This is a genomic window from Actinosynnema sp. ALI-1.44, assembly GCF_001984155.1.
Taxonomy (GTDB): Bacteria; Actinomycetota; Actinomycetes; order Mycobacteriales; family Pseudonocardiaceae; genus Kibdelosporangium.
Genome location: NZ_MTQO01000054.1, coordinates 1,274,810 through 1,301,235, shown reverse-complemented (window position 1 = coordinate 1,301,235; position 26,426 = coordinate 1,274,810). Strand labels below are relative to the sequence as shown.

At 64.3% G+C, this 26,426-nt stretch carries 15 protein-coding genes, 3 pseudogenes and 2 other annotated features; of the genes and pseudogenes, 13 read left to right on the top strand and 5 right to left on the bottom strand.

Features of this window, described 5'->3' with window-relative positions; all coding sequences use genetic code 11:
• Nucleotides 1-142 precede the first annotated feature (142 nt).
• The 3 genes and pseudogenes from ALI144C_RS59310 to ALI144C_RS52845 all read left to right on the top strand — a co-directional run.
• Nucleotides 143-391, top strand: a pseudogene (locus ALI144C_RS59310) (transposase); the annotation flags it as partial.
• Nucleotides 392-440: 49 nt separating this feature from the next.
• Nucleotides 441-569 (top strand) — a sequence feature (AL1L pseudoknot).
• Nucleotides 477-1,250, top strand: coding sequence for an IS3 family transposase (locus tag ALI144C_RS52850; RefSeq protein WP_143231453.1), 774 nt, complete (start codon nt 477-479; stop codon nt 1,248-1,250). Its footprint overlaps the feature before it by 93 nt.
• A pseudogene (locus ALI144C_RS52845) lies at nt 1,165-2,518 on the top strand (IS30 family transposase). The gene ALI144C_RS52850 and the pseudogene ALI144C_RS52845 overlap by 86 nt, the downstream one beginning before the upstream one ends.
• 2,147 nt (nt 2,519-4,665) lie before the next feature.
• Here ALI144C_RS52845 and ALI144C_RS52835 read toward each other — a convergent pair.
• Nucleotides 4,666-5,811: pseudogene (locus ALI144C_RS52835) on the bottom strand (IS3 family transposase).
• Nucleotides 5,405-5,536, bottom strand: a sequence feature (AL1L pseudoknot). It overlaps the preceding pseudogene by 132 nt.
• A gap of 572 nt (nt 5,812-6,383) precedes the next feature.
• Between ALI144C_RS52835 and ALI144C_RS52820 the strand changes: the two are divergent.
• From ALI144C_RS52820 to ALI144C_RS52805, 4 genes are all read left to right on the top strand, one after another.
• Nucleotides 6,384-6,983 (top strand): RNA polymerase sigma factor, encoded by a 600-nt coding sequence (locus ALI144C_RS52820; protein WP_168211570.1) that lies wholly within the window; start codon nt 6,384-6,386, stop codon nt 6,981-6,983.
• Nucleotides 6,980-7,585, top strand: a complete 606-nt coding sequence (locus ALI144C_RS52815) for a hypothetical protein (RefSeq protein ID WP_076994773.1) — start codon at nt 6,980-6,982, stop codon at nt 7,583-7,585. The genes ALI144C_RS52820 and ALI144C_RS52815 overlap by 4 nt, the downstream gene beginning before the upstream one ends.
• A gap of 161 nt (nt 7,586-7,746) precedes the next feature.
• Entirely contained in the window at nt 7,747-9,585 is a 1,839-nt protein-coding gene (locus ALI144C_RS52810) for a hypothetical protein (RefSeq protein ID WP_143231452.1), read from the top strand.
• Between the two features lie 20 nt (nt 9,586-9,605).
• The gene (locus ALI144C_RS52805; RefSeq protein ID WP_143231450.1) at nt 9,606-10,676 is read left to right on the top strand and encodes a hypothetical protein; all 1,071 of its coding nucleotides are present in this window, start codon (nt 9,606-9,608) and stop codon (nt 10,674-10,676) included.
• Here ALI144C_RS52805 and ALI144C_RS55150 read toward each other — a convergent pair.
• Nucleotides 10,654-11,262 carry a hypothetical protein gene (locus tag ALI144C_RS55150; RefSeq protein WP_143231448.1) on the bottom strand — a complete coding sequence of 203 codons (609 nt, stop codon included), beginning with the start codon at nt 11,260-11,262 and terminating at the stop codon, nt 10,654-10,656. The two genes, ALI144C_RS52805 and ALI144C_RS55150, sit on opposite strands and share 23 nt — an antisense overlap.
• 1,400 nt (nt 11,263-12,662) lie before the next feature.
• Between ALI144C_RS55150 and ALI144C_RS56220 the strand changes: the two genes are divergently transcribed.
• From ALI144C_RS56220 to ALI144C_RS52790, 3 genes are all read left to right on the top strand, one after another.
• Nucleotides 12,663-13,094, top strand: a complete 432-nt coding sequence (locus ALI144C_RS56220) for a transposase (RefSeq protein ID WP_168211523.1) — start codon at nt 12,663-12,665, stop codon at nt 13,092-13,094.
• A 177-nt stretch (nt 13,095-13,271) separates the two neighbouring features.
• Nucleotides 13,272-14,123, top strand: coding sequence for a DDE-type integrase/transposase/recombinase (locus ALI144C_RS52795; RefSeq protein WP_237774734.1), 852 nt, complete (start codon nt 13,272-13,274; stop codon nt 14,121-14,123).
• 291 nt (nt 14,124-14,414) lie between these two features.
• Nucleotides 14,415-15,851 (top strand): tyrosine-type recombinase/integrase, encoded by a 1,437-nt coding sequence (locus ALI144C_RS52790; RefSeq protein WP_083754180.1) that lies wholly within the window; start codon nt 14,415-14,417, stop codon nt 15,849-15,851.
• An 833-nt stretch (nt 15,852-16,684) separates the two neighbouring features.
• On the opposite strand, the gene ALI144C_RS56500 is transcribed toward ALI144C_RS52790, so the two are convergent.
• Complete coding sequence (locus ALI144C_RS56500; protein WP_076994768.1) at nt 16,685-16,870, bottom strand: hypothetical protein; 186 nt, start codon at nt 16,868-16,870, stop codon at nt 16,685-16,687.
• Between the two features lie 102 nt (nt 16,871-16,972).
• On the opposite strand from ALI144C_RS56500, the gene ALI144C_RS56215 reads away from it, so the two are divergent.
• On the top strand, nt 16,973-17,725 hold the full coding sequence (locus tag ALI144C_RS56215; protein ID WP_076994767.1) for a Mur ligase family protein: 753 nt from the start codon (nt 16,973-16,975) through the stop codon (nt 17,723-17,725).
• 189 nt (nt 17,726-17,914) lie between these two features.
• A complete protein-coding gene (locus ALI144C_RS52775; RefSeq protein WP_076994766.1) occupies nt 17,915-20,074 on the top strand; it encodes an ATP-binding protein in 2,160 nt (719 codons plus the stop codon).
• Here the strand turns inward: ALI144C_RS52775 and ALI144C_RS52770 are convergent.
• A complete protein-coding gene (locus ALI144C_RS52770; RefSeq protein ID WP_237774733.1) occupies nt 20,042-21,103 on the bottom strand; it encodes a ThiF family adenylyltransferase in 1,062 nt (353 codons plus the stop codon). The two genes, ALI144C_RS52775 and ALI144C_RS52770, sit on opposite strands and share 33 nt — an antisense overlap.
• A gap of 501 nt (nt 21,104-21,604) precedes the next feature.
• Between ALI144C_RS52770 and ALI144C_RS52765 the strand changes: the two genes are divergently transcribed.
• Entirely contained in the window at nt 21,605-25,144 is a 3,540-nt protein-coding gene (locus tag ALI144C_RS52765) for a tetratricopeptide repeat protein (RefSeq protein WP_076994764.1), read from the top strand.
• 43 nt (nt 25,145-25,187) lie between these two features.
• Here ALI144C_RS52765 and ALI144C_RS52760 read toward each other — a convergent pair.
• Nucleotides 25,188-26,065, bottom strand: a protein-coding gene (locus ALI144C_RS52760; RefSeq protein WP_441297627.1) for an IS5 family transposase whose coding sequence is annotated in 2 segments (ribosomal slippage) — nt 25,188-25,681 and nt 25,681-26,065 — 879 coding nt in all. Because the reading frame shifts where the segments join, the coding sequence is not laid out codon by codon here.
• Nucleotides 26,066-26,426 lie beyond the last annotated feature (361 nt).

Here is a 26,426-nt window from a genome sequence, read left to right as displayed (position 1 = left end):
GGCAGACAGATCGCCATCCTTTCAATTTACTCTCTTACCGGCACATGCCAAGGTTCGATGACGTTCATGGGGCGCCAACCGACATGCCAACCGCACGCCCTCAAACCGTCACGGATTTGAGGCCGCTTCCGTTTTGAGGAAGATGGTCGTCATCATGTCGAAGCGTTACCCGCCTGAGGTTCGTGAGAAGGCCGTGCGTCTGGCTCTGGAGCGGCTGGAGGAGTACGGGTCGCCGTACGCGGCTGCCCGGGCGATCGGCCCGATGGTCGATGTCCACCACGAGACACTCCGGATCTGGATCAAGAAGGCCCTCGCCGAGGGAATCCGACCCGCCACACCGACAGTGTCTGATCTGTCGTCGGCGGAGCGGGAGGAGTTGCTGCGGCTGCGCAAGGAAGTCCGGGATCTCAAGCAGTCTACCGAGATCCTGAAGCTGGCCTCGGCTTTTTCGCGCGGGAACTCGACCCGCGACTGCCCTGATCGTCGGTTTCATCGATCAGTACCGCCAGGTCTACGGCGTCGAGTCGATCTGCCACGCGCTCACCGAGCACGGGATCCAGATCGCGCCCCGGACCTACCGCAAGGCCCGCCACCGGCCACCCTCGGCCCGCGATGTCGCCGACGCTCACGTGGAGAACGTGCTGCGGAATCTCAGCGGGAAGCCGGAACAGATGTACGGCCGCCGGAAAATGACCCGCTACCTGCGCCGCCACGGCCATGACGTGGCGTTCTGCACGGTGGACCGGATCGTGCGCGACCTGGGCCACCACGGTGTCGTGCGCGGGCGTCGGCCGCGGACCACGATCCCGTCCAAGAACGGGATCCGGGCCTCTGACCGGCTCAACCGTGACTTCACCGCGGCCGCGCCGGATCGAGTGTGGGTCGCGGACTTCACCTACGTGTCCACCCAGGCGGGAGGGGCCTATGTGGCGTTCGTGTTCGACGCCTACTCCCGCGCGATCGTCGGCTGGATCGTGTCCAGCACGAAGACCACCGGCCTGGTGTCCAAGGCACTCACGATGGCGGTCTGGCGACGCGATCACCACGGGCGTCCCATCGAGCCGGGATTGGTGTTCCACTCCGATGCCGGGAGTCAAGGCGAATTCAACCGGTCGTCGCAACACCTCGACAACGGAGGTGTTGATAGGCAGGCCAGCGGGGTGGATGACGGCGTTGACGGGCAGGTCGGCGATGAAGTCGCCGGGGGCTCCGTCGCTTCGACGGGAAGTGGAGCGGTTGTTTTCGCGTGAGATCGCCAGAGGGCTCACCAGCGAGGATGCCGCGATCGCGGTCGGCGTGTCGCCGCCGGCTGGCACCCGATGGTTCCGGGAACGTGGTGGCATGCCGTCGTTCGTGCTCGCTCCGTTGTCGGGCCGGTACCTGTCCTTTGAGGAGCGGGAAGAGATCGCCATGCTCAAAGCCCAAGGCGCCGGGGTGAGAGAGATCGCCCGCCAACTGGACGGTGACCCCTCGACGATCTCCCGGGAGTTGCGCCGCAACGCGGCGACTCGCGGCGGCAAGCTGGACTATCGGGCCTCGGTCGCGCAGTGGAAAGCGGAGTTGCTGGCACGGCACCCCAAACCGGCGAAGCTCCTCGTCAATGAGCCGCTACGCGAGTACGTTCAGGATAGGCTCTCGGGCCAGGTTCGTCGCCCGGACGGGACGTCGGTGACAGGGCCGGCCGCAGCGCCATGGAAAGGGCCGCAACAAGCCGCGGCGTCAGGACCGACGATGGACAAACGCGTGGAGCCCGGAGCAGATCTCCCACCGGCTGAAGGTGGCCTTCCCGGATGATGAGTCCATGCGTATCTCGCACGAGGCGATCTATCAGGCGCTCTACATCCAGGGCCGAGGGGCGCTCAAGCGCGAACTGGTCGCCTGTCTGCGCACCGGCCGAGCACTGCGGGTTCCCCGGTCCCGCGCCGGGAAACGGGCCGATGGGATGGTCACACCCGAGGTCATGATCAGCCAGCGCCCGGCCGAGGTCGCCGACCGCGCTGTCCCCGGACACTGGGAGGGAGACCTGATCATCGGCCTGGGCAGCTCCGCGATCGGCACGCTGGTCGAGCGGACCACCAGATTCACGATGCTGCTGCACCTGCCCCGCATGGAAGGCCACGGCGTCGAACCACGCCTCAAGAACGGCCCGGCCCTGGCCGGTCGCGGCGCCGAGGCTGTCCGCGACGCCATCGCCTCGACCATCACCACCCTGCCCGAACAACTGCGCCGGTCCTTGACCTGGGACCGCGGCAAGGAAATGGCCCAGCACGCCCAGTTGCGCGTCGACACCGGCATCGAGGTCTACTTCGCCGAGCCGCACAGCCCGTGGCAGCGCGGCACAAACGAGAACACGAATGGCCTGCTGCGTCAGTACTTCCCCAAAGGCACCGACCTGTCCCGTTGGGGCCGCGACGAACTCGACGCAGTTGCAAGCACGCTCAATAGTAGGCCCCGCAAGACACTCGGCTGGAAGACACCCGCAGAAGCCCTCAACGATCAGCTACTATCGCTCCAATAAGCGGGTGTTGCGACCACCGGTTGAACCCAAGCAATACACGTCCGTTCGTTTCACCGAATCCCTTGCCCTGCAAGGACTCACGGCATCGATCGGGTCCGTGGGCGACGCCTACGACAACGCCCTGGCGGAGTCGATCATCGGGTTGTTCAAGACCGAGGTCGTCATCCAGCACGGCCTGTTCACCACCCTGGCCGAGGTCGAGTTCGCGGTCATGGAATGGTCGACTGGGACAACAACGCCCGCCTGCACTCCCGACTGGACTACCTCACCCCGGCCGAACACGAAGCCCTCTACTACGCTCAACAACCACCACGCCGACCGGCGCTGGTCTAACCCCGAAGCCGGTCCCAAATCCGTGACGGTTCAGCCCCGAACCACCAACCGCTCAGACACCGACCCAACCCGCGCCCCGACACCGACACCGAGGTCGGGTCCCGTGGCCGCCGAGCAGCGCACCGACCGCACCGCACAGCGCACCCGCACACGCCACCGCGCCATCCACGACCTGCTCGATCAAGGCATGGGTATCCGGGCCACCGCTGCACACCTGAAGCTGGCACGGGGCACGGTGCGGCGCTTCGCCCGCGCCAGCGATCCGGATCAGCTCCTGGGTGCACAACGTGAGACACGCTCTTGGTGTCGTGAGAAGTTACTGGGCGGATACCCAGGACTCCGAATATCCGAGGTTTGTGAAGCATGCCCCGGTCATGAAGCCCCAGTCCTGGCCGCCGCCGGGGCGGTTGGGCCAGCGAACGGTGACATAGCGGTTGTCCTTTGTCACGTATCGCCACAGGAGTGTGGTGCCGAACGGGATCCAGGCGTCGGCCTCCAGGGGATATGGCGCAGTGGGGTCCCAGGGACGTACGTTTTGGAGGAACCAGGTTCCGTTTGGGCACAGCGTCGAGTTGTCGAGGACTGCGGGACTTCCGTCACATTGGATGTGCCCTGTGCTGTCGGGGAAACAATTGATGCCCGGACGGTTGCCGTTCCATATTGCCATGTATTTGTCGACAGTTAGATTTCCGTACGGTGAACAATCTGCGGTGGGCGTGCCGCCGGGTGTAGTGATGAGGCTGCTGAGGAGCCAGAGGCAACCTGCGACTCTCGGGGCCCCGTTCGAGTAGGTGCCGCCGGAGAGCCAGCCGAAGCGCCAACTCGAGGTATCTCGCTCGGTCACAACGTCGAAACCCCATCCGTTTTTGCCCTCAGCGACCATGAAGCGGCCCGGCTCTCCTCGGGCGGTCGCCCAACCTGCTGTCCCCGCGTTGATGATCCGTCTGACGAGGCTTTGCGTCTGAAGATCGCCGGTTGCGGATGAAGCGAGGTTCTCAGCGGCCTGCGCCTTATCGGCTTCGGCAACCTCCGTGGCAACCGTGTTGAGTGGCGATGGGTTTGTGTTGGCGCTGAGGTCGTGGCGTGGGGCGCGGGTGACCGGGCCTGCTGGCGGGATGTACGGGTGTACACCGGCCGGAGGAGCAAGCGCCGCAGGTCCCGTGAAACGAACCTGCGGTGCGGACACGGTAGGCAAGGCCAACGATGAGCCAAGCCGGACGTCATCGAGTTGCTTTGCTTCGGCACTTGTCGGCGCCACGGCGAACGCGAAAGCTAAGGCCGCAACAACCGCAAGACCACGAGCCCGTGAAAAGTACATCGTTGGCCTCTCTCACGAGTTGACAGGCTATCGTAGCCAGGCTCCACGACAGACATGTGCCTCGTCAACAAACATTTTCGCCCGAATTGCCGTCCAGAACTGATGCCAACAAGCATGCGGCGACAACCCCGACGCTGGTTGACGCCTCCTCCAACTATGACCACCAAGAGAATCGTCCCAGAATTGACCCCAAATTGCCTACCAAGCTGTCCAGTATCCGATGCTTCGCCGAGAGTCCGACGAGCGCCGAGCCATAGTTGCAGCAGTAGGATGAGAGCCCGGCCACCGACCGATCTACCGCGACGCTGCAGCACCGATCGTCAGCCCACCACGGAACCGAGCTGCTCGCCGCCTCCCTTAACCGCCCCAACCCAGGGACGACCTCACCGCCGAGATTGCAATCCGCCCACACGCTGACGGCACCCCAGTCGTCGAGGCCGCGGCTCCAGCTCGCGGCACAGCGAATTGTCAAGCACCTGGTTTGGTGGAGACTGGATTAGCTGGTTTCCAGCGTTGCGGTGACCGGCTGGGTCATCGCGTGTAGTGCTTCGTGCTCGGCGGGTGGCACGTGCCCGAGCTCGCCGTGCAGGCGTCGGTTGTTGTACCAGTCGATGTACTCGACGGTGGCGATCTCGATATCGTCCAGACCGCGTCATGGTCCGCGGTTGCGGACGAGTTCGGCCTTGTATAACGAGTTGAACGCCTCGGCCATCGCGTTGTCGTAGGAATCCTTTGCTGCCAACGGATGTGACCGCGTCGGCGTCGGCGAGGTGCTGGGTGTAGCGCACCGCCCGGTACTGCACGCCGCGGTCGCTGTGGTGGACGAGCCCGGTCAGGTCCGCGCCGGTGGCCTGGCGGCGCCAGATCGCCATCTGCAGCGCGTCCAGCGCCAGATCCGTGTAGAGGCTGGCGGCGACCTGCCAGCCGACGATCAGGCGGGAGTGGACCTCGAGCACGAACGCCGCGTAGGTCAGTGGGCCTGCTGGTCTCCGCTGCCGGTCGTGTGGTGCGCGGAGACTTGCCGGCGGCAGGCCACGCAGCCCGCTCTCGCGCATGAGCCGCTCGACCGTGCACCGGGCCACGTCGACGCCGTGGCGGTTGAGCTCGGCCCAGACCTTCCTCGCCCCGTAGACGCCGTAGTTGTCCTCGTACACCCGCTCGATCTTGCCGGTCAGCTCCCGGTCTCATGCCGCACGGGCCGATTCCGGGCGGGACGTGGCCGCGTAGTACGTCGACGGTGCGATCTCGGCGGGCGTCTGCTCGAGCGCCTGCAAGACCGGCTGGACACCGTGCTCTTCCCGCTGGGAGTCGACGAACGCGACCTTCATCGCGACGGACGGTCCAGCTCCGCCGCAAAGAAACTGGCCGCTGACCTCAAGATCTGGTTCGCGCGCCGCAGCTCACGGTTCTCCCGCTCCAACTGCGCGAGCCGCTCCGCATCGCTGCTCGTGGTGCCAGGCCGGTCCCCGGCGTCGATCTCCGCGCGCGTGACCCAGGTCCGCAGCGCCTCGGGATGGATCCCGAGCTGCTCGGCGATCCGCTTGATCGCCCCAGTCGCGGACGCTGGATCCGGCCGGGCCTCCACGGCCATCCGGGTCGCCCGCTCACGCAGCTCGTCTGGGTGCTTCTTCGGTGGGGCCATTGCTCCTCATCATCCAGGCTTGATGATCTCCATCAAACCCGGTACGGAACACCTTCAACCCTCGTAGTCAAGGGACAACCCAGTCACCGGGCTGTTCTACGCCAGGCCAACGAACTACGCCCAGGGGCACCGCGGCCTAACGGCGGGATAGCTGGCTCTGGGTGACGAGGCAGCCCGTGGGCGCGACGTGTCCGTCAGAACGGCCAGGTAGCCAGCTTCCAAGTGTGCCGTGGTGCCCGCCGTTTGCAGACCAGGTTCGTCGTCCGGACGGATCGATGTCACGGTTTTGCCCCCTCACCCCCTCTAAGTCCTGTCAGCCCAGCCGAGTCCAACCCTGAGGATCGGGATGAGGAACAAGGTGTTCAGTGTGATGACGGGTTTCTTCGTCGTCGCGGTGTCGGCGATGAGGTTCGCTCGGGCATTGTCGGTCCTGGTCCAGTACGCCAGGGTGAGTAGAGGTGGCAGGTGGAAACCCGAACGCTCGACAGGCGCATCGGAAGCCAGTCGAGGACGGTGCAGCACCACGGAGTTTTCAGCTTCCCCCGCATGGCCCCGGAGCGTGGGAGGCTGTCTTGCCTGATGACAACCTGGCGGCCACGCGCGGCTCGCTGCTTAGCGAACCATCCGGGACTCGGGACACGATACCGGGAGCAACGGTGCGACAGGCCGAATTCGAGGATTTCGTCCGGACGGAACGATCAACGCTGATCTGGTTCTTGATGAGCCAGCACGGAGCAGCCGCTCACGAGGCTGAAGAGGCTGTGCATCTCGCCATGATCAAGGCGTGGCAGAAATGGGAGACGATTACCCACCCGAGGCAGTGGGTGTACACGGTCGCTGCCCGTGAATACTTCCGATCTTCACCCAAGGCCGACACCCATCGTGCCCACGACGTAGTAGTCGAGGAGATCTCGGAACGGCCCGAGCCTTCGTACACACCGTCCGCTGCGGACAGGGTTGTCTTCAGCGAGCAAGAACGTCTGGTCTGCGCTGAGCTTGCCAAGCTCCCGCCTGTGCAACGCCAGGTGGCCGAGCTGCGCTACCGCGGCTACTCCAACCGCGAGATTGCCGACCTGCTTGGCGTCGATCCCTCTGCGGTGCGGCACAACGTGCTGCGGGCACGCAACCGACTGCGGCACCTTCTCGACCTGATCCAGGAGGATGCAGGATGAGCAGCTTCTCCAACGATTTCGACGACATCGACAAACTGATCGTGGCGACCAGGGCCAGTATAATCGACAAACTGGATGCCGCCACGGACTTTGACGCCGTGTTCGCCGATATCTATGCACAGGCTGGCCGCATCGAGACTCCGAAATCCCTCAAGAAATCCGCAGATCCACTACACGGGCAGATAGTGGACGAACAGCGCGGCCGGGTCGATGCGGTGTGCGACCACATCGACCTGCTGAACGCCGTGCTGGAAGCGGAGGTAGTACACGACACCCGCTCACCACTCTTTGGCACGATTTACCTATCGACGGCGCGGCGTTCCCTGCGCAGGCTGCGTGATGGCCTTACCAAACACCGGCTGAGCAGAAACGACGCATTGCGCTTGATCGGCAATGTCGAGCATAACCTGCGTGAGGCCGACGCGGCCTTGCGGGCTGAGCACGGACTGTCGCTGGACGAGGCCCTACACGACCGAATTGGCGAGCTCAGGGAGCTTGGCAACGACATTGCTGGCCAGATCCAGACCCTGCGCACGACCGTCGCCCAGTTGTTTGACGAGGCCACAGACACTGCCAAGCTCGCCCCGACGCCTCGTTCCTAATACGTGTCAGAACGGAGAAGACGAACACGATGAGCAAGGCAAAACGAAACCGGCGCCGTCGACGCGAGCGGAACTCCCGACAGCCACGGAACAGGTTTGTCGGATTGTCCTCGTGGCCTACTCCTCCGCCGGAGGTGCTGCGGGGAGGGACTCCGGAGGCGATGGCGTTGATGGGAAAATTCGCCAACGCCCGAGAAATGCCCTGTCGTGCCACCTTTCTCAACGATCCCGTTTTCGGTGGCACTCTCGACGGCTCGGCGGTCAATGCTGACTATGTAGCCGCTCCTGACAAGCAGGGCGCGACGGGGATAGAAACACCACCGGTGTTGCTATTCGAACCCCGCCAGCTATTGGGAATACAGGACACCCGCACCGGCACGGTCCACGAACTGCGCACCGAAACATTGGTCACCGGCGGCTTCCAACGCCTCACCGGCCCAGTCTGGGCACTCAGCCCAGCCGAGGGATGGAACGTTGGCCGCGCGGCCGACACGGTCAAACTGCGCGACCCCGACGGCGACGTGGCTGCCGAGAGTTCCCTCACACTCGACCCCGCGTGGGTGTCGGCCGCCGCAAGTTACGGCTACGTGATGGTACTGCACGGATCACCGCTGGGTGTGCGAGTGCCGCCTGGCAAGACCGAGCGCACCTACACACTGGCCGATCGGGCGATGGAGTTCCGCCATGCGCGCAACAACGGGCTTCTCGTCGGCGCCCTGGTGACGTGGGCGGGCACCTTCACAGAGACGTTCAACTGGGTGCTGTTCCCTCCAGGCGTGTTCGGCATACCGGTCCCGGTGGCATACGTACCGCTGTGGCACTTCGCCCCGCACGGCGGCCCCGAGGAATTCGGGTTTGCACGTCTCAACAAGCGCATTGAGGCGCCGCTCGCGGACGGGCTGATCGCCAATCTGACGCTGAGCGACCTTGACCTGGTGCGCCCCGATGAAACCGATCCGGGGCTCGCGCTGATCGCGGGCTATCGCGACCATGGCGAGCCTGGCGACAACGGCTTTTTCTCCAAGTGGCGGCAAGCAGTCCTCGCTTGCGGTGGACTGGTCGTGATGACTGGCAACAAGGCCATGCCGTCGGTATTGGGTTCCAGCGTCGAACAAGACAAGCTCGCCTGGGAGGTAATGGGTGAGTCATGGGGCGCCAGAGTCATCCTCAGCGAGGACTCCAAGGTCGATCTGCTATCTAGCCAACCAGCCCCTCGGCAAGGGGATCAACGCCGCGATGTGATCACACAAGCCGAGCAGCAGGCCGAGTACACGAACATTCTCAAAGACAAACTGCGCGGCCAGGAGTCATTCACGATCTATGCCAGCAATGATCTCGAAGCGTTGATCGACAGGACCGGATTGGCTCCCTGGCTGACCAACTTGTGGCCGATCACCTGCCAGACGTGCGGCGAACCACTGGGAACTAAGGCCGATATCAGTGCCGACGGACCGCTCGAACAAGGCAAGGTCCTGATCAGCATGCACCACTCCAGTTGCCGCCCTTCCAGTATTACGCCATCCGAGGGTGTGAAGATGACCTGCCCGACTCACTCGGTGGTGGCTGGCTATCTCAGCCGCCGCGGCGGCAAGCCACGCCAGGACGACATCCCCGTCATGGTGATCAACCCATCCTGCGAGCAACTTGCCCTCGCCCCGAACGCCTCTGGTGGCTGGCGCAACGCCACGTTGGAGGCGTTCGCCGCGCTCGGATTCGTCCAACCCACCCGCGATTTTCCTCCCACGATCACTGAGGCGGAGGCAGAGATTTCCGAGGACTACCTGATTGTCACCGTGACCGGTTACCTGCCGGACATGCCCGACCAGGAGTTTGCGATCAAGCCGCCCGAACACGTACTCGACCAAGTCCGGCGGCTCAACGGCCTCGCCGTCTCGTTCATGACCAAATCCCTGCCCACGCTGCTGGCTCCAGACGATCTCCCCGACGCGTTTAGCGACGACGAGGCCCGCATCGGCTGGGTGCCACTGATGCCGGTATGAACGCCTCCAGCACCACTCGGGTGCAGCAGACGCTGGCCGAGACCTTGCTGGTGCAGACTGACGCCAATCACGGCTTGGATGCGATCGCCTGCGCCGACAGACAGGGTGGCGGACTGGTCCTCACCGGGGAGAAAGCCCTGGTCACAGCCGAATATGTGGTCAATCACAGGCACTACACTCGGCCGGTTTTGGTTGACCGCGGCAGGTACGCGGGCAGACGGCGCAAGTTCGCATGCGAACCCTTCGACAACAACTGGATTAGCCGGCAGCGTCGCCTCGAACTCGCTGCCGTGATGCCCGACGCCGGGTACGTCGCCGAAGGCGACACAGCCGGGCTAGAAAGCATCCTGACCCGCGTGCGGAGTCTGGGTGATGACGCCATAGCCCCGCTCGGCTTGCATCTGAGCTGGTTGGATATCAATCGCGGGCTCACGACCCTGATCGAGCAGGTCGAGGCAGCCGGAGTGCCGATCGCGATCGCACTCGAACATCCTAAAGACCCACTCGGCCCCCACTACGCCTTCGACGGACTGATGTCCCTCCTGGCTCAACCGACACCGGTGATCATGCTTCGGTGCGACGTGTCCGCCATCGGAACCCTGTGTTTTGGGGCGCTGGCAGCGGCCATTGGTACCACGACTGGCCTACGGCATATCTACCCGTTACCCAAGCCAGGTAGTAACGGCGGCGGAGGCCAGGCGAAAACAGCGGCAATCGTACGTGGCTGCTTAGCCTACGCGTCTTTAGACAAGATCGACCAAGCGGTTCAGGCTGACCCAGACAACATGCTGTGGGTATGCGAGTGCCCCTGGTGCAACGGCAGAACCATGCAGTGGCTGGGGTCTGCACCAGATCCCGAGTCAGCCGCATACCACCACTCACTGGAAACCATGTATCACATCAGAAACAACATTCTTAGCGGGGTCGTCACACCGGCGGAACGACAGCGAAGTTGGATCGCCCAATGCGACAGCGCCATGTTTCAGTTCCTGGACCTCGACAGCATCACATACCGCTGGGAACCGCCCGCGGCACTGGAGAACTGGGCCGCACGCGCAACACACCAGATCACTCTACGCCCGACACCATGAAACAGTCACTACCGACGAACCGTTCGTAGACCAACTCCTCAACCCATCGACTCACCACAGTGGGGCGGGCCGTAGGCACTGGACCGGTCCGACCAGGACGCACCAACGCCGCATCACCGGATGATCGCCCGGACCGCAGTACAGCAATGCCACGCAGATGTGCCGCGATCAGGCAATGTTCATTGGGCTCGTGATCCTGGTCGAGCAGGATCGCGGTCGAACCGAACCCGACAAATCCACTCGCAATTGCTAGCGCACGTTGCCAACGTGGGCTGCGGGCGATGAATCCAGTCAGGCTCATGACCGGCGGCGGGACGACAGCGTGTTCGGGCCATTCCCCCCACAAGGCGACCGACATGCGATCTGTGACAGGTCCCCACCCTTCCGCCAAGCGTGCCTCGTGTGCTTGTTGATCGACGACGGCCACGACGGTGACGCTGTGACCGAACAGCAGCATATTCTCGACGATCAGGCCGTCCCACTCCAACAGCACCACGGCTTGCCCAACCGAAGTCTCGTCTGATCGTCGGGTACCGACTTCGATCGTCGACCCGCCCACGAGGCCGAGTTGATCACCGTTGGACATCTTGCTCGCTCATTCCTCGACTCGTCGCGGCGGAGTTCGCGTCATCGCCGTAGTCCTACGCCTTCCTACGCGCTCGCGCACCTCTCGATGGCTTCATCTTGTCAGGCGCTGGCCTCCCTATCTCAACTCGCCTTGTGGAACGCGCCTCCCGGCCAGAAGCAGGATCGTGGTCAGAGACGCCCGTTCAGCGGCCACGGCTATCCGTTCGTGGCCGACGGCATGGACCGGCCAGGCCTGTGCCGGAGAGCCCGACACAGGCGCGGATGAGCACTCGTCGTCCGCAGTTTTCCGTGGCCCGCTGGATGCCGCGGACGTCGGACCAGGCGCCGGGTGAACGACTGACGGCTCGCACGCGAGAACGAGATCAGCCTGACGATCATCGACCGCATAAGAAAGGCCCTCCGAACAGGCATGACACTGGATTCGAAGGGCTCGATCAGGGGAGTGGAGCTGAGGGGATTCGAATCCCTGACCCCCACACTGCCAGAAGAACCCTGACCAGTACCTTTCTAGAATCCGCAGGAAAACACGGTTCCATTCATTGCAATTGAGGGCAGTTGAGCGCAGTTCAGGCCGCATGACCTCTCCAGATTTTCTCCAGCTGCAACAGTGTGAGACTCCGACAGGATCCCACTGCAGCGCGGACAGGATGGCCAGTGGTGCCAGCTTCGACAGACAGTCATGTGTCCGACTTGGGGACGACGCCGTCCCACCAGTTGACTATTGCGCCTCGAGCAAGGTAAGCAAAGGTGTGCAGCCGGATAGGAGTATCATCGGCGCTCCAGCTCGTGTTCCCGACAGTGGAACTGAGTCCCAGAGAGGTCTTTCTTCGGGTACGCCATCAATTTCGAGCGGCGGCACGCAAAGGTCCGCCGGGAAGAGCGTGCCGTTGTGGAGAATTTCCGATCGGCAACTATCGATCCTTTTGACGACCGGGCGCAAGTCGCTCCAGTCGACCTGCGCTGACACGTTCTCCCCGGAGCGAATATTCCTGCCAATGGCTGGGCGAGGATACGGGGCCGACGGCTTGAAGGTCTCTACGAATTCCGCGAAGCGGTGACCTGCACCGATGAGTCGCTGAAAATACGGGGAGATTGCTGCGAGCAGGTCAACTTCGCCGGCCTCCTGGATCAGCCTCGCAGCTTCGGGAACTGGTCAGTGAAGACCACGGTGGGATCTGCTTTGGTAGCTCTCCATTGGGTAGCGACGGTTTCGAGTGCAGAGACAAGCTGAAGCCATGCCTGTTCCGGGTCACTGTCGGCAACCCACAGAGCCGTGGCGTAATGCCGTGCCGCACGCACCAATGCAGTGGCATCCCCCTCTTTGCCAGGATCGTGTGAGACACCCAGTGTGAGTACCGGGGTTCCTGACCAAGGGCGGGATCGGAGATCCTTGTGTACGTGTCCACCCCGTCTGACGACCAGCCCAACCCGACGACCCCGGCGGCCGATCCCGCGCCACGACCGTCCCGGCGGGTGTTCACTGCGGAGTACAAGCTGGCGATCCTCACCGAGTACGAAAACGCCCCCAACGGCGAGAAAGGCGCGATCCTGCGCCGCGAAGGCCTGTACTCCTCCCACGTCATCGAATGGGCACGAGCCCGGGACGCGGGCACCCTGACCCACCGGCCAGCAGATCCAGCGGCACCCTCGAAACGCCCCAAGAAAACAGCCGAGCAACTCGAACTGGAAGAACTCCGCCGCCGCAACGCCAAACTGGAAGCCGACCTCACCAAAACCAAGCTGGCGCTGGACATCATGGGAAAAGCACACGCGCTCTTGGAAGAACTCTCCGAGAGTGCGGACAACGCCACGCCGCCAACGACATCCTGACCACCACGTTCACCGAACTGCGCAACGCCGGGATATCCGTGCAGAAATCCTGCGCGCTGACCGGGATATCCCGAGCCACCCCACTACCGCCACACCACACCCGCAGCAGCCAAATACGGTCCATGGCTGCCCCGCAGACCACCACCCTCAGCACTGACCGACACCGAACGGACCGCCGTGCTGGCCCTGCTGACCAGCCCTGCCTACCGAGACCTGGCCATCCCGCAGGTCTGGGCCCGTGAACTGGACGAAGGCCGGTACTGGTGCTCACTGTCCACGATGTACCGCATCGCCCGCGCCGCCGGCCAGGTCTCCGAACGTCGCCGCCAAGCCACCCATCCGCCCCGGATCCGCCCGGAGCTGGTCGCTCACGGCCCCAGCGAGGTCTGGTCCTGGGACATCACCGCATTGAAAGGACCAGCGAAAGGGATCTGGTACAAGTGCTACGTCATCCTCGATATCTTCTCCCGCTATGTCACCGGCTGGCTGGTCGCCGCAGCCGAGGACGCAATCGTGGCCAAGGATTTCCTGGCCGATGCCATCGCCCGTAACGGATGCGAACCGCACACCATCCACGCCGACCGCGGCGGAGCGATGGTCTCCAAACCAGTCTCCGAACTCCTGACCGACCTCGGAGTACTGCGATCGCATTCCCGCCCACGAACCTCGAACGACAACCCCTATTCGGAGGCACAATTCAAAACCATGAAGTACGTCCCGGACTTTCCCGACCGGTTCGGGTCACTCGCGGACGCCCGCACATTCTGTGAAGGTTTCTTCCTGTCCTACAACCACGAACACCGGCACTCCGGGATCGGGATGCACACCCCCGGCCTCGGTGCACTTCGGCACCGCCGAACAGATCCAGGTGCAGCGCCAGGCAACACTCAGCCGGGCCTACGCGGCGCACCCGGAACGCTTCACCCGCCGACCCCGGCCACCCAAGCTGCCCGAGGTGGCCTGGATCAACCAACCCGTCGAACAACCACAGCCAACCCCATAGGCACAAACCGTCTCAATTGGACTTGACAACTACCGCCGGACGCTGGCGCGCTCCACCACTTCACTGCCAGCGCCAGCAAGATCGGCGACATCGTCAAAGCCGCACTCGTCCTCACCCAATTCGAACACGGCCAGCTCGCGTGAATCTTGTTGAGATCACGTCAGTGTGGTCCCAGGTGATCTCCCGTCGGACCTCATACGCGGCTGGGAATATGGGTTACGAAACCCGCCAGGCCGACAATGATCGACTTGCGGAAGCATCAATACAGGCGCATCACGGAGATGTCCACACACGACAGAAGCACTCAGGAGGCAGTGATGGCCTGGATCGAGCAGACCGGCAAGAACTCGTGGCGCGTCCGCTACCTACGCGATGACGGCACCTACGGATCAGAATCAGGCTTCCACACCAAGAAAGCTGCCGAAGACTACGCACAGGACATGGACACCGACCGACGTCGTGGCACCTGGCTCGACCCCGCCGGAGCCAAGAAACCACTCGCCGACTGGGCCACCATCTGGATCGAGACACTTGATGTTGAGCCACGGACCGAAGAGAACTACCGCAGATACCTCCGCCGACAGATCCTCCCCCGCTGGGGCACCACCGCCCTCGGCGACATCACCTCGCTCGCGGTCACAGAGTGGTGGAAAGAACTGCGCCGCCGCTACGCCGCCTCCACCATCGCCAGCATCCGCACCGTGTTCTCAACGATGCTCGACGACGCCGTCGACGAACGCCTCATACCCACCAACCCGGTCCGCCGCCACCGGCGACGAGGCCGCCGCCGCGACCACGCACCCACCACAGCCGAACGTGTCTGGGCCATGCCCGAACACGTCATCCGCATCGCCGAACAAGCCACCATGCGCGGCGGCCCCTCCGCCGGACTGCTCGTCATCACCGCCGCCTGGACCGGCTGCCGCTGGGGCGAACTCGCCGGACTGCAACGCGACCACCTCGACCTCGACCGCGGTGTCCTCACCATCGACCCGGACACCGGGGCGTTGCATGAGTCCGCCAGCCGCCTTTGGCTCGGCCCACCCAAGACACCCGCCTCCGCACGCACGGTCACGCTGCCGCCGTTCCTCATCACTCTGCTCCGCGACTACCTCGCGGTCGCTCCTGGCTCGTTCGTGTTCACCAGTCCCCTCGGCTGTCGGCTGCGCCGCAGTACCTTCGACCGCAGGGTCTTCCGGCCCTCCGTCGACGGCGACGCCCGCCATGGCCTGGATCCTGTCCGGCCGGGACTGACCTTCCATGGGCTACGACACAGCCACAAAACCTGGCTCATCGCCGACGACATCCTTGAAATCGCCCAAGCCAAACGACTCGGCCACCACCTCGCCAACAGGCTGGTAGAGGTCTACAGCCACGTCGCACCCGAAATCGAAACCCGCCTCCTGCGAGGCCTCGAACAACGCTGGCACCAAGCCCACCAACCACAAATCCAGCAGAAGCGCCGGCCGACCGATAACCGTCCACACCGCCGACCGACCACTGCACCCCACACGGCTCCCGCGCAGCGCACCACCCGACGACGCACCACCAGAAAGAGTCGACCGCAGCTCCCGACCACTCAACGGCGCGGGAGGGCACAAATTCAGGAGGCGAACGTCCTCCCGAATTCCTCCATATCAGTGCACCGAGATGGACACCAAAGCCATCGAGTCCCGATCATCGACCGCATCAGAAAAGCCCTCCGACCAGGCAATCCGCCACGATCGAAGGGCATTGATCAACTGTGGAGCTGAGGGGATTCGAACCCCTGACCCCCACACTGCCAGGGTCCAAAAAGGACCGTCACCAGCAGAAACCAAGAAACCCCAGCACAAACCGGTACCGTTCACCGCCGTTGAGCGCTCTTCAACGCCGTTCAACGCACATCAGTTCTCCAGATTTCCTCCATCCCCACGGAGTGTGAAACGGACCAAGCACCAATCCATCCCCTATGGACAGACAGATCGCCATCCTTTCAATATACTCTCTTACCGGCACATGCCAAGGTTCGATGAAGTCCATAGCGCGCCAGCCGACATGCCAACCGCACGCCCCTCGCGACATCTCAACTTACGCTCGTAGCGTTGGGCACAAGAAGAACATTCGCCGTAGAAGCGGTTGTCGGCAACACCCGACTCACGGCATGAGCGAGCAGCGGCACGGGCCACCCGTGCGTGCTCTTCCAGTCAAGTTCTGTCTTGGACTGCCAAGTCGAGTTTCTCGATTAAAGTCGCGGCACGCCATGGCAGCTGCCGCAAGGCTGCTGTCGGAGAGCACGATTCTGTTGTCCTCGACTGCGATGCCCGCTGCCTTGAGCTTGGACTTGACACTCTGCTCGTTGCGCAACTGGCGCCTCGTCAGCTTTCCTAGACCGTGGGCAACGGCGTTGCGGGCTTCGGCTAGACGGTCAACAGCGGTCCAGTCGCGAGCCGTTCGGCCAGGCCGTGGCCAACATGACCACAGGTGTACCCGCCCAGCGTGCGGTGGCACACGGCGTTCTGCCCGTGCGACCGGGTCCCACGTCCGCCGATCTGGCTCGGAGACGGCGGGACCGGAGAGTCGCCTTCCAAACGGGGGGATACTGCGCTCAGTTGGCCACCCTCGATGTCGCCCGCTCGACTGACGGTTTTCTCGGGCGACAGGCGCACGACGGGCGGATACCTTGCAGCATGGCCGCGTCGTCGACGGGTGACTGCGGCTTCATCTCGAAGTCCTGCACCCAGCGCACCAGCACGCCGTGCTCGGCCTGCTGATACTCCCAGAAGGTCCACATGTACTTGAACGGCCCCGGCTGCGGGGACCGTCAGGGACTGGCGACCGTCACCGCGGCGTTCAGCAGGCCCGACGGTGGATCGGTTCGGACTACCTGGCCGGCTTGGGCGAGTTCGACCTGATCGTGCGTAGCCCTGGGGTGCGGCCGGACCTGTTACCCGACAATGTTGCCACGACCAGCGTGATCCGCGAGTTCCTGCAGCGCTGCCCCGCACCGGTCATCGGCGTCACCGGCACCCAGGGCAAGGGCACCACCTGCACAGCGATCACGGCCATCCTCATCGCGGCCGGCCGCACCGCGCACCTCGGCGGCAACATCGGCCGGCCACCGCTGGACTTTCTGGCCGAGGTCCGTACCGACCACGTGGTGGTCCTGGAGCTGTCGAACCTGCAGCTGATCGACGCCGAGGTCGCGCCGAGCGTGGCCGTGGTGCTGGCGGTGACGCCCGACCATTTGAACTGGCACGTCGACCTCGAGGAGTACTACGCCGCCAAGACACCGAGCACCTCTCGCCACAAGTCGGGGAATCTCGTGGTCTTCGATGCCGCCAACCCGGTCGCCACCCGCATCGCCGCGACGAGTCCAGGCCGCAAGCTGGCCCTCGGCGATGCCGATGGCTTCCACATCCGCGGCCGCGCCATCCACCTCGGACCCACCGAGATCGTCGGCGCGGCAGACGTCCAGTTGCGAGGTGAGCACAATCTGCGCAACCTCACCGCAGCGGTCGCCGCGGTGTACGACCTCGTCGACGGTTACACCGAGACGATCCGGGCGGGCGTACGGGTGGTGCGCCCGCTGCCACGCCCTGCACAACGCCGGCTGCTACAGCAAAGGGTCGGTCTGGTAGGCATCTGACCTCGGCGGACTTATGGTTCGTTGTTGGAGTTGTGTTCTCCGGGACCCCTGAGCTCTCAAGGGTCATGGGAGAACATCGAAACTGCCGGCAGGACGAGCGCCTGGGGTGGTGATGAAGAGGATGGTCTGAGCGGGTGGACTCGCCTGGATCAGCTGGTGGATTCGTAGTGGGCATGGGATGCCTGACGAATGGACTCGAACGCCACCTCGATTTCGATCTCCGGACACATCACGGGCGCGAACCTTGTCCAGGCTGGCTCGATCGGCCAGGTCACTCTGCCCATGCCCAAGGTTCCGATACCACGACAGCTACCCCCGGGTGTACGAGGTTTCGCTGGTCGGGCACGGGAGCTGGCCGAACTCGACACCGCCACGATGGGACCGAATGGAGATTCGGGCGCTTTGGCTGTGGTCGAGGGCATGGGTGGGGTCGGGAAGACTTCTTTAGTGATCCACTGGGCACGGCAGGCCGCCAACCGGTTCCCAGACGGGACGTTGTTCACAGACCTGCGTGGATACGGGCCGAGCGCGCCGCTGATACCCGCCGTGGTCCTGGCAGGATTCATCCAGGCCCTCGGTGTACCTGCACAGCAGATGCCCGCTGACGAGGACGCGGTGGCCGGGTTGTACCGGTCGTTGCTGGCGGACCGACGGGTATTGGTGGTGTTGGACAACGCCGCCTCCGCTGAGCAAGTGCGTCCGTTGATACCCGGCGCCGATGGCTGCGCGGTCGTGGTGACCAGCAGGGCGAGCCTAACCGGGCTGCGGGTCACCGAAGGTGTCACCTCGGTGATCGTGTCGCCGATGCCCACCGAAGACGCGGTGGCGCTGGTGCGCGGTGTCGTCGGCAGCTCGCGGGCCGACGCCGAGGGTGACGCGGTTACCGACCTGGTCAAGTTGTGCGGCGGGCTGCCGCTGGCGATGCGGGTCGCGGCCTGCCGGGCGTCGGCTCGACGGCACGGTGGCATAGCCAGGGTGGTGGCCGAACTCGCTGACGAACGCGAACGCGTGGAGGGATTGAGCGTGTCTGGCGACAAACGCACCGCGGTCCAGGCGGTGTTCGCCTTCTCCTACCACCGCCTCACCGAGGAGCAGGCCCGGGTGTTCCGCCTGCTCGGGATGCATCCCGGCCCGGAGTTCGGTGTGCCGGCGATCGCGGCGCTCACCGGCATCGAGGAGCCTGAGGCGGCCCGGGTATTGGAAAACCTCGCGGACCTGCACCTGGTGGAACCCGTGGACGACGGCCGGTACCGGCTGCATGACCTGCTGCACGCCTATGCCGTCACCAGGGCGGAGGCCGACGAACCCGAGGACAGTCGGCGCCGCGCGAAAGTGGCGGTCGTGACCTGGTACGCACAGGTCGCGGACGCGGCGGACCGGGTCGCGTTCCCGACCGTGCCGCGACCCCAGGTGCCGCTCCCGCAGACCGTGTCCCAGCCGGTGTTCGACCGTGACCAGGCATTGGCATGGTTGGACCGAGAACTGCCAGCCTTGTCGGCGGCGGCACGTGTCGCATACCAGGAAGGCGCGTGGGCGGCGTCGGTCGTGCTGGCTGGTGTGCATCACATTCTGGTGCTGCGCCCGCGGGCGTTGTGGCCGTACGGGCTGCCCGCCGAAACGGCCGGCGTCGCTGCGGCGCGAGCGGGCGGGTTCCGAGAAGCAGAGGCACTGCTGTTGCAGCGGGTAGCAGAAAGCTACCGGTTGACACAGGCGTGGGCGGAAGCGGACGCCTGCTACGAGCAGGCGCTACGGCTGGGACGCGCACTGAAGGACGCGGTGACAGTATCCGGCGCGATCTGTGGCATGGGCCGCGTCCGGTTGACGCAGCAGCGCTACGAGGAAGCGCTGGAGTACTACCTGACCGCGTTGCCGATCAGCCGGGAAGCGGGGCAGCCGCGGCTGGAGGCCGTGGTCGAGTGCAACCTCAGTGAAATCCGGTTGGCGTTGGGCCAACACCAGCACGCTCTGGAACATGCCGAGCGCGAGCTGGTACTGCGCCGCCAGGCCAGCGACCAGTTGGGTGAGGCGTATGCGTTGTACGGGATCGCCGCCGCGCGGTGGCGACTGGGCGAGCACCAGGCCGCGTTGAATGCTGGGGAACGCGCCGTGGCGCTGTACTCCTCGCGCGGACCGATCAGCGTGTTCGCCTGCAAGCCCTTGGAACTGCTGGCCTCCATCTACCTGGATCTCGGGCACCACGACCGCGCCATCCGAGCACTGAAGGACACGCATTCAATCATGGCGGAGTTCGGCGACCCACGCGCGGACGAGGTGTTGCTGCGACTCCGGCGTATCGAAGCCGCAGCAACACCAGGGTCAACCGCAGGTGGGGCAGTCGGGGCCGGGTGAGTCCAACGCCACCCGCTGACTTTCCTGCAACCGGACCAGGTTCCAGCCGAACTCGCCGTTGGCGGGGATAGCGGGTACGCCGGTGATCAGACTCATCACGGCGTGCGCCACGTAATTCCCACTGACGCCTGCGGTGACGGCGTTGGCCGCATGTGCCTTGGACCGCGACGTGCCAGGCGACCAGAACGTGAGCGGCGGCCCAGCGGCCACTTCCCGCAGCCGAGCGGTCTGCCCGCAGTCGTGACACGGGCCGGTGTGTGGCTGGTAGAAGCCGACCGTGACCTGTGGTCCGTCGTACCCGCCGTGCACCCATGCCGTTCCGGTCTCTTGGCATACCTCGCTGGTCCAGGAATGGATCGCCGTCGGGGTGTCAGCGGCCATCACTAGGACATCGCATTCCGTGGCCAGCCTCCGCAGCATCGTGGGGGCGTCGACGCGCGACTGCTCGCCAGTGACCTGTACGTCGCTGTTGTGTTCTCGCAGTCGCCGCACCGCGACCTCGACCTTGGGGCAGCCGACGTCGCGCTCGGTGTACAGGATCTGCCGGTTGAGGTTGGACAGCTCCACCACGTCATGGTCCACGCAATGGACATGCCCGACACCAGACAGGACAAGGTCCAACGCCGCAGTGCAGCCGACACCGCCGACGCCGACCACCGTGACCCGTGCCTGGGCCAACAGCAGTTGGACATCCCACGCGGAGCGACCAGGTGTCCGGTCCATCCACCGCCACAGCACCAGACCACGTTCGTACCGTCCATCTTGGACAGGCGCCTCGACCTCCTGGAGATACCCTCCGGCACGAAGGTCGTTGACTGCCTCCTGCACATCGGTGGCAAGGAGCGTCGGGAAGCGGCGGACCAGGTCGGCGACCACCTGGCCCACCGTGCGGGTACCGTCGAGGGCCTCCAGCAGCGCCCACACCCACCCGCCCGGATCATGGATACGTGAGCCGACACCGCGCACGGCGCCACCGATCTGAATCCAGTCCTCGCCGTGACGGACGGGCCGGTGTTCAAACTTGATCATGGGGCGAAACATTGAAGTCCCTCCAATTCACGGTCAGTTGTTGGGGTTCTGCGGGTCGCAGAACATCGTCACGGGCGGAATCTCGTGAAACTCGATCACCGTCGCCACCTCCCCTCCCCGCTCAGGGAGACGACACCGCGCACGCAATACGGTTGATCCGGGCTGTCGAGGTCCGGCACGTGATAGCCGTAGGCGTGCATGGTCTCGATCTCCGTCTCCGCCCCTGCTGGTTCGAGGAGCTAGACAGAGCATCAGACGAGGCGGCGGACAGCTTGTAGGACGCCGATGCGGACACATTGCCGACACCGTGTCGGCCGATCGGGTGATGTGAATCTGACGGGCCGAACGTGGCAGATAGTAATCCGAACGGCCTATATCGAAGGCGCACGGTTCTACGAATCGTCATCGGCCTCAGGGCTAATGGGGCATGGCCACACACAGCTGGGTGACGGGCCATGGAATCAGTTCAAATGGCGTACACACATCGGCAGACTGCGAGGCATGCACCCGACCGCAGGGGTGGAGATCCAACTGCTGGGCGCCATCGGCGTCCGCACCGGCAACGGCAACGTCCACAGTCCGCCGCGGACCGCGGCGATGCGCCTGCTGGCGGTGCTCGCCATCGAGGCCAGCACGCAAGTAAGCGAAACTGCTCTCCTCGACGCGGTGTGGGGCGACAGTCGACGCACCCCGGCGCCAGGGACGTTGCGGCGCAACATCGACTTCCTCCGTGACACCCTCGCCAACGCTGGCGGCAGCCGCGACTGGGTCACGTGGGACCCCAGGTCCCACAGTTGGACCCTGGCGGTCAACCCTCGTGTTGTGGACTACCACCGTTTTCTTGACGAGATTGACATCGCCCGCACCGACGCCGACTGGGACAGGCTGCACCACGCACTGTCCACCCAGCAATACCAACTACTTCCCACCATTGAGAACGGCTGGGCGGACACGGTTCGCCACCACTTCAGCCTCCGGCGCAGCGCAGCGGTGAAAGCCCTATTCACCCACCTACTGAACGCGCACCGCGTTGACGACCTAGTCGCCCTGCTCGGCCCGTGCGAGGACGACATCGTCAAAGACGAAACCCTGCTGCGGATGGGCTCGGAGGCGTTGGCCGCCGCCGGCCGTCACGCCGAGATCACCACCTGGGAAAGCAGGATCGCCGACCGCGTCCGCGACGAACGCGGAGCCGGCCGCTCCGCCGACACCTACGCCCACCTCCAACGCCTCATCGCCGACCCACCCGGACCCACCACAACCAACGCGGCGTCGGCTCTTGCGGTGACACTAGGGCTGCCACGCGACATTCCCGAGTTCATCGGCCGCGACCAGGAACTGCACACCCTGCTCACCGCGGTCCAACGAGCCACCGACAGCGGCGTCACGACGATCGCGATCCACGCCATCGACGGCATGCCCGGCGTCGGCAAAACCGCCCTCGGCATCCACGCCGCCCACCTGCTGGCACCCCGCTTCCCCGACGGCCAACTCCTGCTCAAACTGGACGCTCACGCCCCCGGCCAGAAACCGCGGACTCCGTTCGATGCCCTGCACTCCCTGCTGACCGCTATCGGAGTGCACGCCGACATCCTCAGTAGACACAAGACCGTGGGCGAGCGAGAGCTGTTGTGGCGCACCCTGACCGCCAACCGCAGGATGCTGCTGGTCCTGGACGACGCTGCCACCTCCGACCAGGTCGCACCCTTGCTACCGGCCACGCCGGGCTGCCTGGTGATCATCACCAGCCGCAACCGACTGCCCGAACTCGACGACGTCTACCCACTCACCCTCGACATCCTCAGCCCCGACGAGGGCGCCCAGATGCTGCTGCGCCTCGCCCACCGCACACCCGAAACCACCAACGCCCACGAAGTGGCCCGCATCGTGGAGCTGTGCGGACGCCTGCCGATCGCCATCGCGATCATCGCCTCCCAACTGCGCATACACCCTGCCTGGAGCACGCGCTACCTAGCCGACCAACTCGCCCACGCCTACGACCGACTGGACGAACTACACGCAGGCGAACGCTCAGTGCGAGCGGTGTTCGACACCTCCGTGCACGACCTGCCCACCGACCAACACGAACTATTCACGCTGCTGGGCGTGCATCACGGCCCCGAGATCGACGAATACGCCGCCGCCGCTCTGGCTGACACCACCCCCGCCCGAGCCCGGCACCTGCTCGACGCCCTCTACACTCGCCACCTCATCCAGGAAACCAGTCCCCGCCGCTACCGTCTGCACGACCTGCTCCGCGTCTACGCCCACACCCACGCCACCCACCTGGACCCCGAACACCAATACCAGGCCACGACAAGGGTCCTGGACTACTACCTACACACCACATACACCGCCGCCAGCCACCTCCCGATCTACCGCACACCCAGCACCACTGCCACCCTCACCCCACCCCGACACCCGCAGCCGATCACCGACACGTCACACGCGATGGCCTGGCTCACCACCGAACTACTCACCTTCCTCACCGCAATCGACCACACTCACCTCACACACCCCAGACACACCCTTCACCTGTCCACGACCCTGCACCCCTTCCTCCGCACCGCAGGACACTGGCACCACGCCCACACCATCCACCACACCGCCCTCACCGTTGCCATTCGAACCCACGACCCTCAGGCCCATGCCACGACCCTCAACGACCTCGGCACCATGTACCGGTTGCGGAGCGAGTTGCCTGCGGCGCAGGAGGCTTTGTCTCAGGCTCTACACCTATATACCAAAATCGGTGACCGACGCGGACAGGCCAACGCCCTCAAAGAACTCGGCACCGTGTACAGGCTGCGGGTTGAGTTGCCTGCGGCACAAGAGGCTTTGTCTCAGTCTCTGCAACTGTTTACCGACATCGGTGACCGACTTGGACAGGCCAACGCCCTGAACGACCTCGGCACCGTGTACCGGTTGCGGAGCGAGTTGCCTGCGGCGCAAGAGGCTTTGTCTCAGGCTCTACACCTATATACCGAAATCGGTGACCGACGCGGACAGGCCAACGTCCTCAACGACCTCGGCATCGTAGACTGGACTCGGGGTGAGTTGCCTGCGGCACAGAAGGCTTCGTCTCAGTCTCTGCAACTGTTTACCGACATCGGTGACCGACTTGGACAGGGCAATGCCCTCAAAGACCTCGGCCTCGTGTACCGGTTGCGGGGTGAGTTGCCTGCGGCACAGAAGGCTTTGTCTCAGTCTCTGCAACTGTTTACCGACATCGGCAGCCGAATCGGACAGGGCAATGCCCTCAACGACCTCGGCACCGTGTACCGGTTGCGGGGTGAGTTGCCTGCGGCACAGAAGGCTTCGTCTCAGTCTCTGCAACTGTTTACCGACATCGGTGACCGACTCGGACAGGCCAACGCCCTCAACGGCCTCGGCCTCGTGTACCGGTTGCGGGGTGAGTTGCCTGCGGCACAGAAGGCTTTGTCTCAGTCTCTGCAACTGTTTACCGACATCGGTGACCGACACGGACAGGCCAACGCCCTCAACGCCCTCGGCACCGTGTACCGGTTGCGGGGTGAGTTGCCTGCGGCACAGAAGGCTTCGTCTCAGTCTCTGCAACTGTGCACCGACATCGGTGACCTACACGGACAGGCCAACGCACATCTTGAGACAGGCATCGTCCACCATCGGACACGGGAACATCACCTCGCCATCACACACCTCACTCAAGCGCTATACCTATTCACCCAAGTAGAAAACGTTGACGGCCAAGCCGAAACTCACAACGCGCTCGGCGATCTCTCTCTCGACCACCCCGCTGCGGGCGACCCACACATCCACTTCACCACCGCACTCACACTCGCACGAGAATGCGACAGCAGACTCCACGTGGCCAACGCCCTCGTCGGCCAAGCTCGATGTCATTACCGCACCGGAAACAACTCACAAGCCGTCCCCCTACTACAGCGAGCCCTCGTCATCTACCTCGAGATACACGCCCCCGAAGCAACTCAAATCACCAACCTGCTCCACGCGCTAGACGCCGACAGCGACCGGATTGACACGCCACCCAGCCATTCCTGAATCGTTCGCCTACAGATTCAACTAGGGTCTGTGTCGAAGTCGGTTAGAGCCATTCGTTGATCATGGCGATGTGGACGGTGGACTCGTAGCGAACGGCGAGTTTGTCGTAGCGGGTGGCCACGGCACGGTGGCGTTTGAGCCGGTTGATGCCGCATTCCACGGCATGACGCTGCTTGTAGATCTCTGCGTCAAACGCTGGTGGCCGTCCACCCGCACGGCCACGCCGCCGCCGATGACCGGCCTGATCAGCGGGCACCGGGATGGTCACCGCGATCCCGCGACGCCGTAAGTAACCACGGTTGGCACGAGAGCTGTACGCCTTGTCGGCCAGCACCCGATCCGGCCGGGTCCGCGGCCGACCAGCACCCACGCGAGCAACCCGAATACGCTCCAGCACCACGGTGAACTGAGGACTGTCCCCACGCTGCCCCGCGGTCAGCACGATCGACAACGGCTTCTGCCCCTGCTCGCAGCTCAGATGCAGCTTCGTGGTCAGCCCGCCCCGAGAACGGCCCAACGCGTGATCATCAGGCTCAGTGACGATCCACCCCGGCGGCTCGGCCTGTAGATCCCCCTTTTCCGCGCACCAGCGGCATGCTGATGCGCCCGCGCGATCGTGGAATCCACACTGACATCCCACGTCACACGCCCGGCCGCGTCCGCCATCGACTGCAGTGACGTCACTATCGCCTGCCAGACACCAACCCGCTGCCAACGCCGAAACAGCGCATACACCGCCGCCCACGATCCATACACCGCGGGAACGTCCCGCCACGGCGCCCCCACACCGACCCGCCACCGGATCCCATCAACCATCTGCCGCTTGCTCCATAACGACGGCCGACCAGACCGCGACGGCCGGGGCAACAACGGCTCCAGCACCGCCCACTGCGCGTCAGTCAGGTCGAACCGCCCCGTCACCGTTAAGGTGTCCACGAGGTCTCCGGTGTTCAGGTTCTTCTTGGTCGACGAACCATCTACCGGAGACCTCACTCATTCTCGATCATCGACACGCCCAGCAACATCAACTCAGGTCAAACCACACAGCCGACTTCGACACACGCCCTAGGCGACAGGACTCGCTCGGGTTCGTTGACGTTCTTGTAGTTGCGATCCTCACTGGTTCTCGCGAACCAGCGCTGCCTTGCCAGCCTTTCTCGAATGTGGGGTTGCGCCTTGGTTGCGATCCTCACTGGTTCTCGCGAACCAGCGCTGCATGCGGGCCTGCAACAGGATCCGCAGCTCGTGTTGTTGCGATCCTCGCTGGTCCTCGCGAACCAGC